This window comes from Rhizobium esperanzae, assembly GCF_002204185.1.
GTDB classification, from domain to species: domain Bacteria; phylum Pseudomonadota; class Alphaproteobacteria; order Rhizobiales; family Rhizobiaceae; genus Rhizobium; species Rhizobium esperanzae.
The window spans coordinates 19233-34268 of sequence record NZ_MXPU01000024.1 but is presented as its reverse complement, the minus strand read 5'-3'; the positions used below and the strand labels follow the sequence as shown (position 1 = coordinate 34268).

Genomic DNA, 15036 nt, shown 5'->3' with positions numbered 1-15036 from the left:
TTCACTTCAAAATTCGGGCAAAGTCGAAGGTATCGATACCGTCAGAGCGGTTGCCGCCCTGTCTGTTGTATTCGCGCACCTTCTTGGCCCGGCGATGCCCGGACTTTCGAAATAACTCTTCACGGGCCATCCGGCGGTAATTGCCTTTTTTGTAGTCTCGGGCTTCTGCATCCACTATCCGTACCGGGCGCGCATGCTTCAGGTCGGGCCATTCCTTGCCGGCCGCTTCATTCGGATAGTGCCGCCAGCCGCCGCAGCCTTCATCCTGGCGCAAGCGCTGGGTATGCGAGCCTACAATCCGATCGACGGCTATATTCTCTGGTCCGTCGTCTGCGAGGCAATTTACTACTGCCTTTATCCCCTTATCCTAGCCATCTCTCGCCGGATTGGTTGGCCCTTGCTCATCGTGGCATCTGTCGTGGCCGCATATGGCGTAGCGATAGGCGTTGGCTCTGACCAATACGGAAACGCCAAAGCCTACGGACCACAACTCAATTGGGTTGTCGGGCTCCCCGCATGGCTCCTCGGCTGCTACCTCGCTGAAAATCTTCACCGTCTGAAGTTGCCAGGCAATGTTTGGGGCTGGCGCGCCGCGACTGCCGCAACTGCTTCTGCTCTCTACTGGGCGACGATGAACACCGCAGCCGGCTTTTACCTGACCATGGTGCCGTTCTCGGCGCTCGCCGCTTGCTGGATACTGGTGGAGATCAGGAACGCCTCTGAAAGAGGCCCCCTCAATGTCTTGGAGACCATCGGTGAGGCCTGCTTTTCAATTTACCTCGTCCACGTCATCGCGGCCGCGGCAATTGGATGGTTGGTGACGACGCCGATCGTCGTTTGCGCCCTGTCGCTGGCTCTCGCCTATCCGTTCTACCGATGGATCGAGAAGCCGTGCCATGCCGCCGCACGCCGTGCGAAAGCAAAGATGGAGCAGCTAGCCGCCAGGCATCGCCTGGAAGAACGCGACGGAATCGCGATAAGGGACGGTGCGTAGTCGCTCGAAGGTGCTGAGGACCGATTCCTGCGGCAGCGAAATGCCAAACTGACACAACTGTAAAAGCGCAAGCTAATGAAGAATGCTGCGCCGACTAGCTACACTACAATTCATCGCGCCAAACATTCACCAGCAGGTATGATCCCACAAAATGGCCCAAACTGCTGAACTGGCCGGCTGAATTGGGAAGGCCGCTAACGGATCGATCACTTGGTAAGGATATAGCAGTGAAATGCACTGCTGCTATCATTTTTTTGGCCTATAGCAGTGAGAGGATTTGCAAACATCCGGAGCGCATCTACCCACTCTGCTTTTATGCTTGGCAACTTCTGAGGATCGACGCTCGCAACCATGCTCATGAGCGCCGGAAACATCGGTCGAAAACCAATATCCCATGCTTGGATTACCACTTTGGGCAGGTGTTGTGAATGGTGAGAAACCGAAAGGCCTGCGCTTCTAAAAATCTCCCGCCAAGCATCATCTGATTTTGACTGCTTTATGTTATCGCTCAGTCTTCCGCGGTCTAGCAATTCAAGCCACTTCCACTGCTCATCCTTGGTCTTGGCATATAAGGAGTTATAGAAGCTGAACTGTGGAAGGGTTTCATTCGGTAGCATCAGGCAGATCTTGCCGCCGGGCACCAAAATTCTTCCCAGCTCAGACATGACCTCAGCCGGATTATCCAGCCAATAGACGATGTTAGAAAAGATCGAACCAAACGAATTACTGTCGAAAGGTAGGGGCGCGTTTCCATCTCCCTTGATCGTTTCCTTATAGAAATTCAGCGCCGCCGCTTTTCGAAGCAGATTAGCTTTATGATCGAAGCCTACGCTTATCTGGTACGAAGGAGAGCTCGCCACGAGGGGATCGTAACTCTCATCATAGGAGTCATACACGTCTACGTTCTGATAAAATCGGTCAAGTTTCTCCGTCTTTTGAAATGCATCGAAGCCTGCGCTAAACCGCCCCCCCCGCTCTAATGAACGAAAAGACGCCGTCTCCGCATCCAAAGTCTAGCGATCTCCCTTCGAATTCGAAGCCCTTCATCGCCTCGATATCCAAATACCTCCAGATAGCGGTCTCAGGCCGGAGCCAGAACACGCTCAACAACTGCTCTAAAATCGAAGTCACTTGATCACCGCTATCGCTAATTTCATCCCTGGGCTATACGATGGAAGGCAACGCGGTTCAACGCGGATGTGCGGTTGTCCTGCGTAAAAGCCGGGGCCGAAGCGGACCTCTCAGCAGATGAACGATTTCTCTCGGCGTGTCGGAACCGCGAACCGAAACGAGAGTAATCATTGCAAAAGACGTGGCATCAATAATGGCGGTCTCAAGCTTACAATTTGCCGCCTCCTGAAAAAATGCGCTGATCTGCGCCGCCGAGAAGCGTATGCCGCAAACCCCGCCGCCATCATGTGGCTGTCCTGGACGAAGGTTCCGCTATAGTCGAAGGCATCCGGCGTTTCGCGTCCTGCTAGGCTACTTATAACACCACTAGCTCGGCGGATCGGCCTGGCGAAGCGTTAGCCGGAATTGCAAAAGGCACTATGCAGCCCTCCCACACGGGAAATAGAAGCCATCGGTCCACATCCATATATTGCCGGCTGCGCCTGCGACTTGGCGGATTTGCTTGTTCGTGTTTGTCCATATATCCGCTGAGCCGATGGCATAGTTGCCTGCGACCTGGACAGAGCCGACGTTGCCACCGTCATTGCCGATGCTTGCAGCCAGTATTCCCTGTGAGGGATCTGAAAAAAGCGCGGCGGCCGTCGTGGCGGAGGAAGTATACTGGAATCTCAATTTTGCCTTCACCCGCGCTCCATTCGGCACTGTCAGTGCCAGGAATGTTGAGGTTGTAGAGATAGCGGCATTGGCAGCATCCTTGACCGGCGTCACAAAGGTATATTCGTCACGTGGATACAGAACAAATGGCCGAATGTTCGAACTTCCATCTGTTAGCACGACGCCGATGCATTTCACGATCGTATAGCCGGTAAGCAGTGTCGTAGTGATGCCGCCGATGATTGGCGAGGTCGAGAAAACCACGTCGAAAGACAGATCGGCGTCCTTGCGCAAGGCGTAGGCGAAGTATGTCGCATTTGCTGCGACGGCGCCGGCATCGAGGCCGCCCGCGCCCGTTCCGGCCGCAAATGTTCCGGTCACCCTCTTGGTAAATGACGCCGCGCTGGACACGAAACTCGCACCCGACCGGGCCGAGCCGGAGGTAAAGTCGATATGGGTATTCGGGCTGCTGCCGTTGTTGGAAAGGATGAGGCCGACGACGAAATCGCCGACGGCCGAACTGTCGGCTTTGCTCTGGATTCTGGAATAGACCTTGTCGGTGAAGAAAGCGGCGCCCGAACATATGATGTTGACGCTATGGCCGTTCTTGAGGACAAGCGTCGCCGCACCGTCGATCGTCTCCGAGCCTGTGGGATCGATCGTCACGTCGCCACCGTCGGCAATGACGCAATAGTGCCAGTTTGCGCCGAGCGTTGCCGCTGCGCTGAGGGTGAGCATCGCTGCCTGGGTAAAGCGATGGACCGCATTGTCGTCGGACGCCACCGCCGTGTAATCGCCTGACTTTGCCGCATAAACCGACGCCTTGTCGAACCCGACGTCGACGCCGTTCTGCGTGAACCCTAGGAGGCCGCCGCCCTTCAGATACAGGCCGGTCTGCGGGTTGGTGGCGAAACCGATGCCGGGCGCCGAAACCGTGCCGCTTGCCGCTTTGAGTGGCGCGGTCATCGGCGCCGAGCCGTCGCGCGGCAGCGAGTTGGTGATTTCGTTGCCGAGGTCGGTGGTCAGCGCGTTCCAGGGTGCCGGGTCGATGACCTGGCCGACAGAAGGCGTCGTTCCGGCGGGTTTCGAATAGATGCCGGTTGACGGGTTTCTGGGCATTCATCGTCTCCAAAGAAAAAGGCCCCGCGGATTGCGAGGCCATTGTGGGTGTGTGTAGCTCTAAAGGATTGATGGGCGGCGCATTTTGCGCGGGTTGATCAGGCGATCGACAGGCTCGATCTGCCACCTCAGGATCGTGGATATCCTCGTTTCCCGAAGACGGGCACTTGGATTTCTCCGTTTTTGAGATCGCCAACGGGAAAAGACGCTCGAATGAGACCGCCTGTTTTACGCTTTCTTTCTAACCTGCGTCGGCCTGTCTTCTCTTGAACAAGAGGTCGGCTCCATAGACATCCGCGCGAGTACCGATCACGCCACTGTTGCGGCTTTCAAAGCGTGCAGCGAGATCAAAGCCCATTTCGTCGGCTATTCCCCTTAATGATGCTTCTGAAATGGTCTGGTGCGGATAACGTATCTCTATATTGTCGAATCCTTCAGGAACCGGGCCGGCGCCATTATCGAAAAGCCGGGACGACTGAACGGTGAAAAGTTTTCTGTTCGAGAAGGCATTCCGCGCCAAATAAGCGTAACGAGTTGTCCTGCTCAGAGCCTCGCGCCACAATTGTTCCGGATCGGAAAGGTATTGAAGCGTCCCGCTGCTGTAGAATACGTCAAACTCGGCCGGCAACTGGTCAGAGAACGATAGCCCCGGCCTGAGGGCCTTCGCGGCCTCCGCCATGGATTTTGTCTCCACGATTGTGAATGACCAGGCTGGGAACCGCTTGCGCAAAACGGCGCAGAACTCCCCAGCGGATCCGCCGAAATCGACGAATCGGCCGGACGGAACATCCATAGCCGGCAGGAGATCCGCAGGAAGTTGGACATAGGATTCTTCCTGACCAACTAACTGGCGCGACCGTTCTATCCGGAATGCTGTCAGATGCTTATCCCCATACGCGGGAGCCGCCGCCGCTGCTTTGTTCCATGATTTGTATAACCTCTCACGCATCCGCCAGTGATTTACGGCTACAACTGCGGAACTAGGTAGAACCTTTTTGACGAGACGTTTGAGCATAAGGACCTGCGTTTCAAACATTGGCAAGTGGCAGTCGAAGATGAACTGACCGTCTACAGCACTAACGGGCGCCCCGCCACCAATAGTTTTACCTCTGCGTGATCTCAATTTAAGGTACTAACAAGTCTCTTATTTCGAGGTGGCCTGTTTATTCCGTGCCGAGCCGTCGCGCGGCAGCAAGTTGGTGATGTCGATTCCGAAGTCGGTGGTCAGCGCATTCAGGGCGCGGGGGTCGATGACTCTGATAATCTCCAAACAAAAAGGGCCCCGGGAATTGACTCTTGGGCGGCGCACTTGGTTTGATGGTGACGCTCGCAACATTGCTGCCGATGGCCATCCCAATGCAGATCGCCTGCGGGTGGCTGCCATTATGAACTCCACAGGCTCCCAAGCGCTCAGGAAAGATTTTTGATGAGGAAATTCATATCGATGACACTGGGGACGGTCATGGCGATTGGCGGTGCATCAGTCGGCGGTTACATGTTCCTGCATGCCAGCCAACCGGTCAAAATGATTATTTGGGCCATGCCGATAAGCGTGATGGCATTGGGGGTTGCCATTTTGTGGGAAGATATGCGGGGATAGCCCCATCACCACCCACCCCCGCCATTTTGCTGCTGCGGCTGCTGAGAAAGCAATAAAGCTCTTACGAGTGCCTCCGCCTTCGGTTGGCGGACGACTTCCTTCGGCGCCGCATTCAGCGTGGCCTCGTAAAGCGGGGAACGCTGCCGAACCATTCGATCAGCGGCAGACAACGCCCGCCATGTCAGGATATTCGACAGTTCCTTACTGCCCTGGCCCAGGACCGTCGGGACCAAAGCACCCACAGCCGCGCCGCTGGCGGTGGCTCCGGCGCCGCCAGTCTTGCTCGCCACCGCTGCCGCGGCGCCGCCGGCCGCCGCGCCCAGCATCCTGGCCATACCGCTTCCGCCCTCCAGAAATTTTCCTATCCGACGCGTGACGTTCTGGGCCGCGCTTCCCTCGGCAATGGTTTTGAGCGCTGCCAATTCTTCGGGAGAAAAACCGAACATCTCCTGGTCCTGAAGAAGCGTCGAGGCCACACGTTGACGAATCGCATCGGCACCATTCTCGGCCGAATTATGCGGGACAGCGCGGGAATCTGGAGATCTATCAGTCCCGTTCAGGATATCGGAACGCTTTGCGGCTGCGGAATTGCCGCTTGCGGCCTTAAGGGCGTCGGCCGCGTCAGTGGCCTTTCCGGCAACGACCGTCGCCGGATCGGCAGCCTCAATGAACTCGTCCAATTCTCGAATAACTCGCGACGCTGCAGCTTGATCGTTCGGATCTTTGACGTTTTGGACTATTTTTTCGAACGTCTTGCGGGCTGCGTCCAATCCCTCGATGCTCGCGAAGCTGTCTTCCGGAGGAGTGGAGAGCTTGGCAAGAATTTTATGAGTCTTCCCGGCGATGTCTGCGTCGAAACCCTCTTTTTCGAGCTTCGTTTTGGCTGCCTCTGCCATTGTTTTTACGGCATCGGCTGAGTAATCGACACGACTGTTACGCATCGTCTCGAAGTTGCGATTTGCTTCGGCATAGAGAGCGTCGCCGGATGGCGGCTCCAGCTTATCTGGCTTTCGCAAGTTCTTGCTCACGCCTGGGACGATCGCCTCTCCTGAGCGAAGCCCCGGCGTTATCGGTGTGAAGATCGACGCAAATTCCAACGAGCGGCCAATCCCCTCCATGGTCGGCCTGCCATCTGGGCCAAACATCTGTACCTTGCCGCTGTAGACGTCACCCGGAAGCATGAAGGCGCGTTTTGCCATCCCCAGAATGCCGGCGTCGCTATCGAAATATCTGTTCCCGTCGCGGTCCCGGCTGATCGGCCAAAGTTGTCCGATATGACTCTTATCTACAAGTGGAGGGGCGCTATCTGTGGGCTGAGGGAGGCTCCGCGACAGCTCATCAACCAGAAGACTCTGGTCGTCCGGAGAGAGGCTCAAAAAGCTGTCGTCGACGGTCAATTTCTGGCCATTAATCTGGATTGTCGCCATTACTGTTCAATGCTCCACAAGGTGCCGTTCGGTGTTTTGCGCATGCGCGAAGGCGTCGTTCCAGCAAGGGCGACAGGGGTAGCCCGTTGTCCCGGAACGACCGAGGCAGCGACCGGTGGAGTGACCGCTTCCGCTTGTCCTGACGCTACGGGAGTGGCATCGGCCGGGTTGAGCTTGTCATTGCGATCGAATGCTTCGTCGCGAGAGATGATCGGTGGGGGAGCTTCAGCCGCACCCGCACGCTGCTCCTTATCCTCCTGCCTGAGCGCCAGCCCGCCCATCAGGGCCTGGACGAGACGCGCCGCCCCTTGCCACGGCGATTGCACCGGGCTCGTCTCCATGCCCTGCTGCAGCATGGCATAGGCCAGCCGCTTGCGCTCGTCGCTGATCTCATTTTGTGTCTTGCCGGTATCGCCGCCGAAGAGGAAACCCCTCATGCCACTGCCCTTTCGTAATCGACGCGATCGAAGCCGTCGGCATGTTCGAACACCGCGTCGGGGTGAATCTTGCGCACATCGTCGGACATCAGGCCGATCTGCATCGGGCCGCCGTCCTTGTAGCGGAAGGCGTAGACCGGCAGGCCGTTATCCAGCGTGCCGACGCGGCTGATGTCTTGCTTCAGCCGCCGGTCGGACTTCATCGCCCAGCCGCCGAGCAGCGAGCCGCCGAGGCCGAAGAGGCCGCCCATGGCGGCGTTCGACTGGGCGAGCTGCTGGTTGTAGAGGCCCATCTTCTGATTGAAGTTCTCGTTGATCAGGCCGGCCTGGTCGACGGTGGGCAGCTCAGTCGTCGGCGTGTTGACGTAGCTCGGCTGGTGCACCTGCGAGCCGGACATCAGTGCCGAAATCTCGTTCAGCGGCTGGTTGCGCTCGGTCAGGATCGAATTCTGCGCATTGGAATACATGTCGCCGAGATATTGGTCGGAGGCGGCCTGCTTGCGGGTGGTAAAATCGCGCATGGCGTTGTCGTAAGCCGCCGAGCCCATGGCGATGCCCTTGTCGGCGAGGCTCTGCTCGAGGCTCGCCTGGTCGTGGTCCCACTGGTTGTTGAAGCCGGAGCGCCAGTGATCGTTGACATATTTGTCGACATTGCCGGCGCTGAGGTCGACATTGGTGCCGAGGATGCCGGAGACCTTGGCGGTCTGGTCGTTGGCGAGCCTGGCGAGGCCGAGCTGCGTCTGCTGCGTCTGGTCGTAGATCGCCTGGTTCTCGGGCGAATAGGTCTGATAGGCGGAATAGGTCGGCAGCTTATAGGTCTTGCCGTTCTGGTCGGTCATCGTCTGATAGCCGCTGACCCTGTATTCCAGCGAGCCGTCGGGCGTGTACTGGTTGGTGTGGCTGAGGCCAGCATTGGCAATGGCGGTGTCGACGTTGGTGGCGGTCTGCGCCGCCGCGGTCTGGGTCGGATCAGGCGCCTTGGGAGCCTTTGGCGTGGAGACCATAGGGAAAATCCTCCTTCATGATGGCGTAAAGCAGGCCGTCGCAATCGCCGAAATAGCCGCGCTGGCGGCCTTCCGGCTCCGCGCCCACTCTGGCGAGCAGTCTCTGGGCGCTGATGTTGTCGGCGCGGGTGCGGCAGGTGACGCGGCGGCAGCCGAGCTGGTTGAAGACATAGTCGGAGACGGCGCGCATCAGCGTCAGCGACAGCCGGTCGGCGGCAAGCGAGATCTCGATATCGTGCTCGGTCCAAACGTTGAAGACGAAGCCGGCGAGAATCCGACCGCGGTCGACCTGGGCAAGCGTGGTGTAGGGCGGGTGAAAGGTGACGCCGATCCTGGCGCCCACCCAGGCGGCGATTTCGGCGCTGGGTTCGCAAACGATCAAATCGGCGCGCCCCTCTCGTAAAGCAGCGAGCCGCCGACGACAGCGGCTTCCGAGACCGAGCCCGAAGAGCCCGAGATCAGCGCCCGGATCGTCGGCGCCAAGGCTGAACCGGCGCCGCCGGCGGAGGCGAATTTGCGCACCAGCGAAATGCCGGGGAATTTCGAAACACCCCAGACCGCCGTTCCCCATTTCGCCGCCGCATTGTTCTCGACCGACGACAGAAGCGCTGTCGGCACCTTCGTCTGGTAGTCGACCGAGATGCCGCCATACATCAGCGTCGACACGCCGATCTCGGCCGTCACCCCAATCAGTTTCGAGAGCTTGGTCGAGAGCCCGTCGCCGAAGCGGCTCCAGGCGCCGACCATCAGCGCGTCGATCGCCGCGCCATTGTCGTTGGCCCCGACCTCGGCCTCGTAAAGCGTGCCGTCGGCGGCGCCGAAGAACAGCCGGTCCTGCCATGTCGCCCAGCAGGAGGCGGGCATGCCGACGAAGCGGCACCAGGCGCCGGTCTCGGTATTCATCACATATTGATAGGGGCCGAAGGAGGACGGCAGGTTGACGATCGCCATCTGCCGCGCCGGGAAGCTCGAAAGCTGCCACTCCTGCGAGGTGGTCCCGGTCGCCGCGACGGTCGCGCGCCATGTCGGGCCGATCCTGGCGGTAATGGCGCCGAGGCTGGTGGCGCCGCGATCGAGCTGCACCGCCTTGGTGATCGGCACGATGCCGTCCGTGGTCATGATCGCGAGATCGGCGCCGACCGACAGCAGGCAGCGGTCGGTGCCGAGCGGCCGGCCGAGCTTGAAGGTGCCGATCAGACCCCAATTCGCCGCGCTCGAAGGGTCGGAGCCCTGGAAGACGATCGCCTCGCCTTCCGAGGAGATCAGCACCAGGCATTGCTGCAGGCCCGTCGACACGGGGATGGTCCAGACGTTGATCGCCACCAGCGTGCCGCCATATTTCATGTTGCCGCCGACCGGCAGAACCGTCGCCGCGCCGCTGACGGCGTCGGTGGCGAGGTACCAGACATTGGTCGAGTTCTTCTCGATGAACCACAGGCGCGAGCGATAGGCGGTGACGGCGCTGAGCAGCGAGGCGTCGGATATGCCCGTGATCATCGTCGAGGCGACATAGGGCGTGGCGGTCGCGCCCTTTTCCAGCTGGGCGTTGCTGACTGTTCCCGTTACGGTGACGACAAGCGTGCCGGCCGCCGGTGTGAAGGTGAGCGACACCCGGTTGCCGGCGCCTGTGCCGTTCAGCGTGCCCGAAAAGGCGCCGGAGAGCGTCACGGAGCCGGTGCCGAAAAAGCTCAGCGTATAGGCCGTGTTGCGCACGGCGACGTTCTGACTGGCGAGGGACGCGGCGCCGACCAGGAAATTGTTCGTCCAGGAGCTGCCGTTGAAGATCAGCGGCGTGTCGAGGCCGTTGACGAGGCGCAGGAATTCCTGGCCGGCCGGGTTGGTATATTGCTGCACCGACCAATGGGCGCTGGCGAGGCCGGAGACGACGGGCGCGCCGGTCGCACCGCCCACCGTCACGTCGAAGATCTTGTCGCCGGCGGCGGCAAACAGCCTGTTGCTCACGCCGGAATAGGGAATGACCGTCTGCACATCGGCGCCGAGACCGGTGGCAAAGGCAAGGAAACCGTAGCGGGCGCGTACGCGGTTGGCCTCGGGAAAGAAATTGTCGAGCTGGAAGGCGGCATCCTCAGGCATATCGGCCATCTCGACATCGGTTCGCCAGCCGCCGATCGGCGCGATCCAGTCCTTGCCGGGGGAAATGCGGCGGGTGCGGCCGTTAGGGGGGACAGGTCTGCGGGTCATGGCGTCACCGTGATCGTGCCGGGCCAATAATTGTCAGGGCTTTGTCCCCTCGCCGGCAGCGCAAGGTCGACAGCACCTGCGGCACGATCGGCGCCGATCGCGGCTTCCTTGGATCGCTCGAAACTGGCGAGCTCCTCGCCGTAATCGAGGCCCTTGGCCCGCTTCCAGCGCCAGATCAGCGAGAGTTCGAGAAGCTCTTCGGGAAAGAGCGCCGTGTCGGTGTCGTTGGCCCAGCTGGCGGCAGTGGCAGCGCCGCCGTTCACCGCCACCCAGAAGCCGGAGACATAGGCATATTCGATCGTCTCGCCGGCGACGTTCGGGTAGATGTCGAGCCTGCCCGCCGCCATGCGCCAGATCTGCGGCACCGGATTGGCATTCAGGATGGTCTGGCGCTGCCAGGTCTGCGGCTCCGCCGGGCCGTTCAGCGCCCACAGACGGGAGACGTTCCAGATCCGCGCATTGGCGGCGAAGCGGTCCCAGTCACCGGCCGGTTCGGCCGGCTCGGGGGCGGCACCGGTCGCCGCGAATTGCCGTCGCACCATCAGCGCCGACCAGTCATGGGCCCGCATCAGATCGCGGCCGGCGCGGGTGGAAAGGATGCGCAGCTGCATGATCTGCGGATCCGCCGACGACATGACGGCCGTCGGCGAATCGAGGTCGATCTCCGCGCAGACGTTCTGAATGATGGTCAGCAGCGACATCGGGGTCTCCGGTTCAGAGCGGTTGGCGTGGGGCCGGCGGGGTAAGGTGAATTTGCGTGAGGGTTGTGCCGTGTGGGGGCCGCTTGCGCCAGCGCTTCTTCAGGCTACTTGCCGACCGCGGGACTTGCCGCCCTCGCCTTCCCTTTCGAGCGCCTCGAAGCGAACGGCCATCTCCTTCATCTGCGCCTGCAGGCGGCTCACCTCGTCCTTCAGCCGCTCGTTTTCGGCGGCGAAGGCGGAAGCGGCGCTGGAGTTTTCGGCAGTGGCGAGATAGGCGCGGGCGGCGGCGGTCAGCTCGTTGGCGCCCATGCCGATCTTCTGCTTGGCGGTATCGGACAGCGCTGCCAGCTGCTCGACGGTATAGATATTGACCGCCTCCAGCTCCTTGATCTGGCTGGGTTTCAGATAGGGCCATTGCGAAAGCGGCGTGCCGGTCAGCTGCTCGCGGGCGGCCGCGCCGTCCTTGAAGCGCTTATAGGCGTCGGCAAAACGCTGTTTGTCGTTGTCGGTCACCTCGCGGTAGACTTCGGTATGCTTGTCGCCTGCGATGAAGATGCGGACGAATTCCTTGTCGGCAAAGATCGGCCGGCCCTCTTTCTCGGTCAGGAAGGTCTGTTCGACCGGCTCGAGGCTGAAGGAGGCGTAGATTCCGGTGTTGTCGGGCATGTGCTGGTCTCGCTGTTGATGGCGGGGAGATGGGATGGTCGGGGGAAACATCTCCTCTCGTCATCCTCGGCCTTGTGCCGAGGATCTGCTACGCATCGACTGGCAGCAGATGCTCGGGACAAGCCCGAGCATGACGGAAGAGAAGTGTGCAAGCGTCGAAACTAGCCATGGCGGGCGCCGAAACGCCCGCCGATTGCTTAATTCACCTTCGACAGAAACGGCCGCATCAGCGTCGCCTCGAGCACGCCCGTCGCCGTGACGGTAATGCCCGTGCCGTTGGCGGTCGCATTGGCCGAGAGCGTGATGGCCTGGACGACGCCGGTTCGGGCTGTAGGTGATGCCCGAAATCGTCGTGCCGCCTGATATACCCGTGCCGGAAACGGCGGCGCCGATGAACGGGCCGGAACCGGCGTTCAGGCCGGCGAGACCGGTCAACACGCTGGAGCCGTTGACGGTGTTGGCCGCAAACGTCTGGTTGGCAGCGGCAAAGTTGACGTTAGCGATCGCCTTGGTGCCCACCGTCGCCGAGGCAGGCGCACTTGCCTGGCCGGCCGTCGTGGTGGTTTCGGCAACGACGAGGGCGGCCGTTGCACTCGCCACCTGGGCCGGCGCCTGGCCGTTGCGCTGCAGCCAGATGTAATAGGTGCCGGGCTGAAGGGTCACGGCGCCCACCGGGCCGCCCGTCAGCGTCGGCGGCTGGGCCGCACCGGAGAAGACGCCGCAGCGCTGGCCGACGACGGCAGCCGCCGTGGTCAGCAGCGAAGCGACATAATCCCGGCTCCACTGAAACCATTGGCCCGGCTGCAGGGTCGTCTGAGACGCCAGCACCAGCTGGCAATAGACCCATTCGGATTCGCGCTCGCCGCCGGCGATCGCGCCGAGGGCGAAGTTCGGCCCCGGAATTCCGGAGCCGGCAACGATCGGGCCTTCGACGACGAACGGGTTCGCGCCAAGACGATCGGTCTGGGAAGTTGCGATGGTCATGGGAGGTGATCCTTTCGTTCGATCAGGCGAACAGCACGCCCTGCAGGAAGGCGTTGTTCATGGTGAGGTTGCCGGCAAAGCCCATCAGCTGGACGAAGGCATCCTGGTTGGTGTTCATGCGTTCGTCGCCGATCGGGGCCATGTCGCGGTCGCGGTGCGGGCGGTAGAACAGGTATTTGGTGTTGAGAAAGAACATCTGATTGGCGGGCGCGCCGCCGCCGAAGCCGCCGTCGAAGATCACGTCGGCGCCCATGTATTGCAGCGACTGGAAGCCAGCCATGCCCTTGTCGGCGGAGGTGATGCGCTGGATCGCCTGCAGCGATTCCCAATAGAGGCGGAAGAAGTTGTTGTCGGCGACGACGAGATCCGGCGCGTCGGAGCCGCGCACGCAGGACATATAGAGCCGGTTCATATAGCTCTGGATGTTGGCGTTGCTGGCGGCCGCACCGCCATCGGCCGAGGCGGAGAATTTCTGGTTGCGCCAGAACCCCCAGGTGGCGCGCGAGATGCCACCGACGGTGCCGGAGGTCGGCGAGGTCGAGATCAACAGCTGCAGGCCGCCGATCTGACGCCCGCCATCGGCCGTGCCGTCGGAATAGCAGTCGAGCGCGATATTGTTCTTCAGCGTCGTCTCGGCATTCTCGATGCGCTGCTCGAGCAGATCGAGGATCGCATCCTCGCCGGAGTTCTGCAGCTGTTCGAGGCCGGACATGGAGACGGCGACGGCGGCCTGCTTCAGGTCGTATTCGGCGGCGGTGATGACGTCGGAGGGCTGGACGTTGAGGATGTCGTAGCCGGAATAGCGCTTGAAGGTACTATTCTCCTGGTACTGCAGTTCCTGGACGATGGTGCGGCCGCCGGAAACCGGCTTCTTGCGGCCGCGGCTGTTGAGACGAGTGAGAAGACCGTTGTTCTTCGTCACGTCGTCGGCGACCGTGCCGCTGCGGTTGCGCAGCGTCGTGGTGACGATTTCAGAGAGATTGGGCGAAATGGGCATCGATCATTCCTTTGATCAGAATTGGCCTGTGATCAGACTTGGCCGCGCGAAAAACGCATGGCGTCGCGCAGCGAGTCGCGGATGGAGGTGGGCTGGCCTCTTGCCGCATCGCGGGTCGGGCCCGGGGCGGAAGAGCCAGAGATGGATCGCGAGGCGCGGCGGGCTTGATCTGCCGCTGCGGCCCTCTGGGCATGCTGTTCTCGGACGAAGGCCGGCGCAGTCTGGCTGATCAACTGCTGGCGAATGTCCGGACGCATCCAGCATGCGGCGTCGTAGGCGTCCTGAAGCGTCGATGCCCGCCCCGAATTGATGAGGGCGACCATGTCGTCAAGAACGTCTTCGGCATGCGCATTGGCCGGATCGGAAAGAAAGGCATCGACCTGAGTTTCGGTGTCTCTCTTGCGCAATACATGTTCGACCGTGGCCTCGACATTGATCGGCCGAGGTTGCGGCGCTGCCTGCTCGTGTTGCTGAAGGGCCTCCCCTGCCCGGCCGTTGACCAGGGCGTGAAGATTAACCCCGGCCACCTTGGCGACATGAAGCACGGTGTTGACGGGATCGCGGATCAGCGCATTTTCCCATTCGATCGCCCGGCGCATGACATCGGCATGGGTCATGCCGGCCTGGCGGACGATCGGGGTGAATTCTTCGAGCCCCTTGTAATCCTGCAGGACGCGGAAGCCGCGATCGACCTCCTGCTCCCGCTTGGCAATCGCCGCCTGCACTTCGCCCGGCAGACTTGAAAACTGCGCCTTGGCTTCCGCCGACCAGCCGGGCGGAACCCGGTTGCCGACGACGGGCTGTTGGCGGCTATCAATCTCGCCCGTCTGCTGTGCCGTCGGCAGCTGGCTTGCGGTGGCCGTCCTGCCAGCCTGCTCCTGCCCCTTGGCCAGGAAGCGGCCGTTTTCGCCGTCGCGCGGCTGGGCCGAGATATCCTCCGGCCCATTGCTTTCGACGGTGTCGATTGCTGCTTTCAGGCTGTCGCGGATGCTGACCGGCCCATCATTCACCGAATGGTCACCGGACGCGCCGAAATCTTCGCTGCCGTTGCCGGCCTCGTTGAGGTCTTCCATATTCATGTCGGAAACTTCCTTTGTCGGGGATTGATGCCCGTTCAGGT

Annotated in this window: 14 protein-coding genes and 1 pseudogene; 2 read left to right on the top strand and 13 right to left on the bottom strand. The window is 60.9% G+C overall.

Going from position 1 to position 15036, the window contains the following annotated elements; genetic code table 11:
- Positions 1-139 precede the first annotated feature (139 nt).
- Positions 140-994, top strand: a complete 855-nt coding sequence (locus tag B5E41_RS27045) for an acyltransferase family protein (RefSeq protein ID WP_245303163.1) — start codon at positions 140-142, stop codon at positions 992-994.
- Between the two features lie 206 nt (positions 995-1200).
- On the opposite strand, the gene B5E41_RS27040 is transcribed toward B5E41_RS27045, so the two are convergent.
- The 3 genes from B5E41_RS27040 to B5E41_RS27030 all read right to left on the bottom strand — a co-directional run bounded on the left by B5E41_RS27040 (position 1201) and on the right by B5E41_RS27030 (position 4913).
- Positions 1201-2004: a class I SAM-dependent methyltransferase gene (locus B5E41_RS27040; RefSeq protein ID WP_245303162.1), complete on the bottom strand. Its 804-nt coding sequence runs from the start codon at positions 2002-2004 to the stop codon at positions 1201-1203.
- 538 nt (positions 2005-2542) lie between these two features.
- Positions 2543-3898 (bottom strand): hypothetical protein, encoded by a 1356-nt coding sequence (locus B5E41_RS27035; RefSeq protein ID WP_088396798.1) that lies wholly within the window; start codon positions 3896-3898, stop codon positions 2543-2545.
- A gap of 241 nt (positions 3899-4139) precedes the next feature.
- Positions 4140-4913: a class I SAM-dependent methyltransferase gene (locus B5E41_RS27030; protein ID WP_088396797.1), complete on the bottom strand. Its 774-nt coding sequence runs from the start codon at positions 4911-4913 to the stop codon at positions 4140-4142.
- Positions 4914-5324: 411 nt separating this feature from the next.
- On the opposite strand from B5E41_RS27030, the gene B5E41_RS31925 reads away from it, so the two are divergent.
- Positions 5325-5498, top strand: coding sequence for a hypothetical protein (locus tag B5E41_RS31925; RefSeq protein WP_176439502.1), 174 nt, complete (start codon positions 5325-5327; stop codon positions 5496-5498).
- A gap of 5 nt (positions 5499-5503) precedes the next feature.
- Here B5E41_RS31925 and B5E41_RS27025 read toward each other — a convergent pair whose 3' ends face one another.
- The 10 genes and pseudogenes from B5E41_RS27025 to B5E41_RS26980 all read right to left on the bottom strand — a co-directional run bounded on the left by B5E41_RS27025 (position 5504) and on the right by B5E41_RS26980 (position 14995).
- Positions 5504-6925 (bottom strand): DUF885 domain-containing protein, encoded by a 1422-nt coding sequence (locus B5E41_RS27025; RefSeq protein ID WP_088396796.1) that lies wholly within the window; start codon positions 6923-6925, stop codon positions 5504-5506.
- Positions 6925-7362, bottom strand: coding sequence for a hypothetical protein (locus B5E41_RS32475; protein ID WP_245303161.1), 438 nt, complete (start codon positions 7360-7362; stop codon positions 6925-6927). Before B5E41_RS32475 ends, B5E41_RS27025 begins: the two co-directional genes overlap by 1 nt.
- Positions 7359-8366, bottom strand: coding sequence for a tail fiber domain-containing protein (locus B5E41_RS27015; protein WP_088396795.1), 1008 nt, complete (start codon positions 8364-8366; stop codon positions 7359-7361). Before B5E41_RS27015 ends, B5E41_RS32475 begins: the two co-directional genes overlap by 4 nt.
- Entirely contained in the window at positions 8332-8748 is a 417-nt protein-coding gene (locus B5E41_RS27010; RefSeq protein ID WP_088396794.1) for a GNAT family N-acetyltransferase, read from the bottom strand. The genes B5E41_RS27015 and B5E41_RS27010 overlap by 35 nt, the downstream gene beginning before the upstream one ends.
- Positions 8745-10568, bottom strand: coding sequence for a hypothetical protein (locus B5E41_RS27005; RefSeq protein WP_088396793.1), 1824 nt, complete (start codon positions 10566-10568; stop codon positions 8745-8747). Before B5E41_RS27005 ends, B5E41_RS27010 begins: the two co-directional genes overlap by 4 nt.
- On the bottom strand, positions 10565-11269 hold the full coding sequence (locus B5E41_RS27000) for a hypothetical protein (protein WP_088396792.1): 705 nt from the start codon (positions 11267-11269) through the stop codon (positions 10565-10567). The genes B5E41_RS27005 and B5E41_RS27000 overlap by 4 nt, the downstream gene beginning before the upstream one ends.
- 99 nt (positions 11270-11368) lie before the next feature.
- The gene (locus B5E41_RS26995) at positions 11369-11935 is read right to left on the bottom strand and encodes a hypothetical protein (protein WP_088396791.1); all 567 of its coding nucleotides are present in this window, start codon (positions 11933-11935) and stop codon (positions 11369-11371) included.
- A 197-nt stretch (positions 11936-12132) separates the two neighbouring features.
- Positions 12133-12919 (bottom strand): annotated as a pseudogene (locus B5E41_RS26990) (hypothetical protein).
- A 22-nt stretch (positions 12920-12941) separates the two neighbouring features.
- Entirely contained in the window at positions 12942-13916 is a 975-nt protein-coding gene (locus B5E41_RS26985; protein ID WP_088396790.1) for a phage major capsid protein, read from the bottom strand.
- A gap of 32 nt (positions 13917-13948) precedes the next feature.
- Complete coding sequence (locus B5E41_RS26980) at positions 13949-14995, bottom strand: hypothetical protein (protein WP_088396789.1); 1047 nt, start codon at positions 14993-14995, stop codon at positions 13949-13951.
- Positions 14996-15036: the final 41 nt, after the last annotated feature.

What these genes read in the sequence shown, in the direction of transcription:
- B5E41_RS27035 (WP_088396798.1), bottom strand. Translation starts at nt 3,898, where the DNA reads ATGCCCAGAAACCCGTCAACCGGCATCTATTCGAAACCCGCCGGAACG.
- B5E41_RS26985 (WP_088396790.1), bottom strand. Translation starts at nt 13,916, where the DNA reads ATGCCCATTTCGCCCAATCTCTCTGAAATCGTCACCACGACGCTGCGC.
- B5E41_RS27015 (WP_088396795.1), bottom strand. Translation starts at nt 8,366, where the DNA reads ATGGTCTCCACGCCAAAGGCTCCCAAGGCGCCTGATCCGACCCAGACC.
- B5E41_RS27030 (WP_088396797.1), bottom strand. Translation starts at nt 4,913, where the DNA reads ATGCTCAAACGTCTCGTCAAAAAGGTTCTACCTAGTTCCGCAGTTGTA.
- B5E41_RS32475 (WP_245303161.1), bottom strand. Translation starts at nt 7,362, where the DNA reads ATGAGGGGTTTCCTCTTCGGCGGCGATACCGGCAAGACACAAAATGAG.
- B5E41_RS31925 (WP_176439502.1), top strand. Translation starts at nt 5,325, where the DNA reads ATGAGGAAATTCATATCGATGACACTGGGGACGGTCATGGCGATTGGC.
- B5E41_RS27025 (WP_088396796.1), bottom strand. Translation starts at nt 6,925, where the DNA reads ATGGCGACAATCCAGATTAATGGCCAGAAATTGACCGTCGACGACAGC.
- B5E41_RS26980 (WP_088396789.1), bottom strand. Translation starts at nt 14,995, where the DNA reads ATGAATATGGAAGACCTCAACGAGGCCGGCAACGGCAGCGAAGATTTC.
- B5E41_RS27005 (WP_088396793.1), bottom strand. Translation starts at nt 10,568, where the DNA reads ATGACCCGCAGACCTGTCCCCCCTAACGGCCGCACCCGCCGCATTTCC.
- B5E41_RS26995 (WP_088396791.1), bottom strand. Translation starts at nt 11,935, where the DNA reads ATGCCCGACAACACCGGAATCTACGCCTCCTTCAGCCTCGAGCCGGTC.
- B5E41_RS27000 (WP_088396792.1), bottom strand. Translation starts at nt 11,269, where the DNA reads ATGTCGCTGCTGACCATCATTCAGAACGTCTGCGCGGAGATCGACCTC.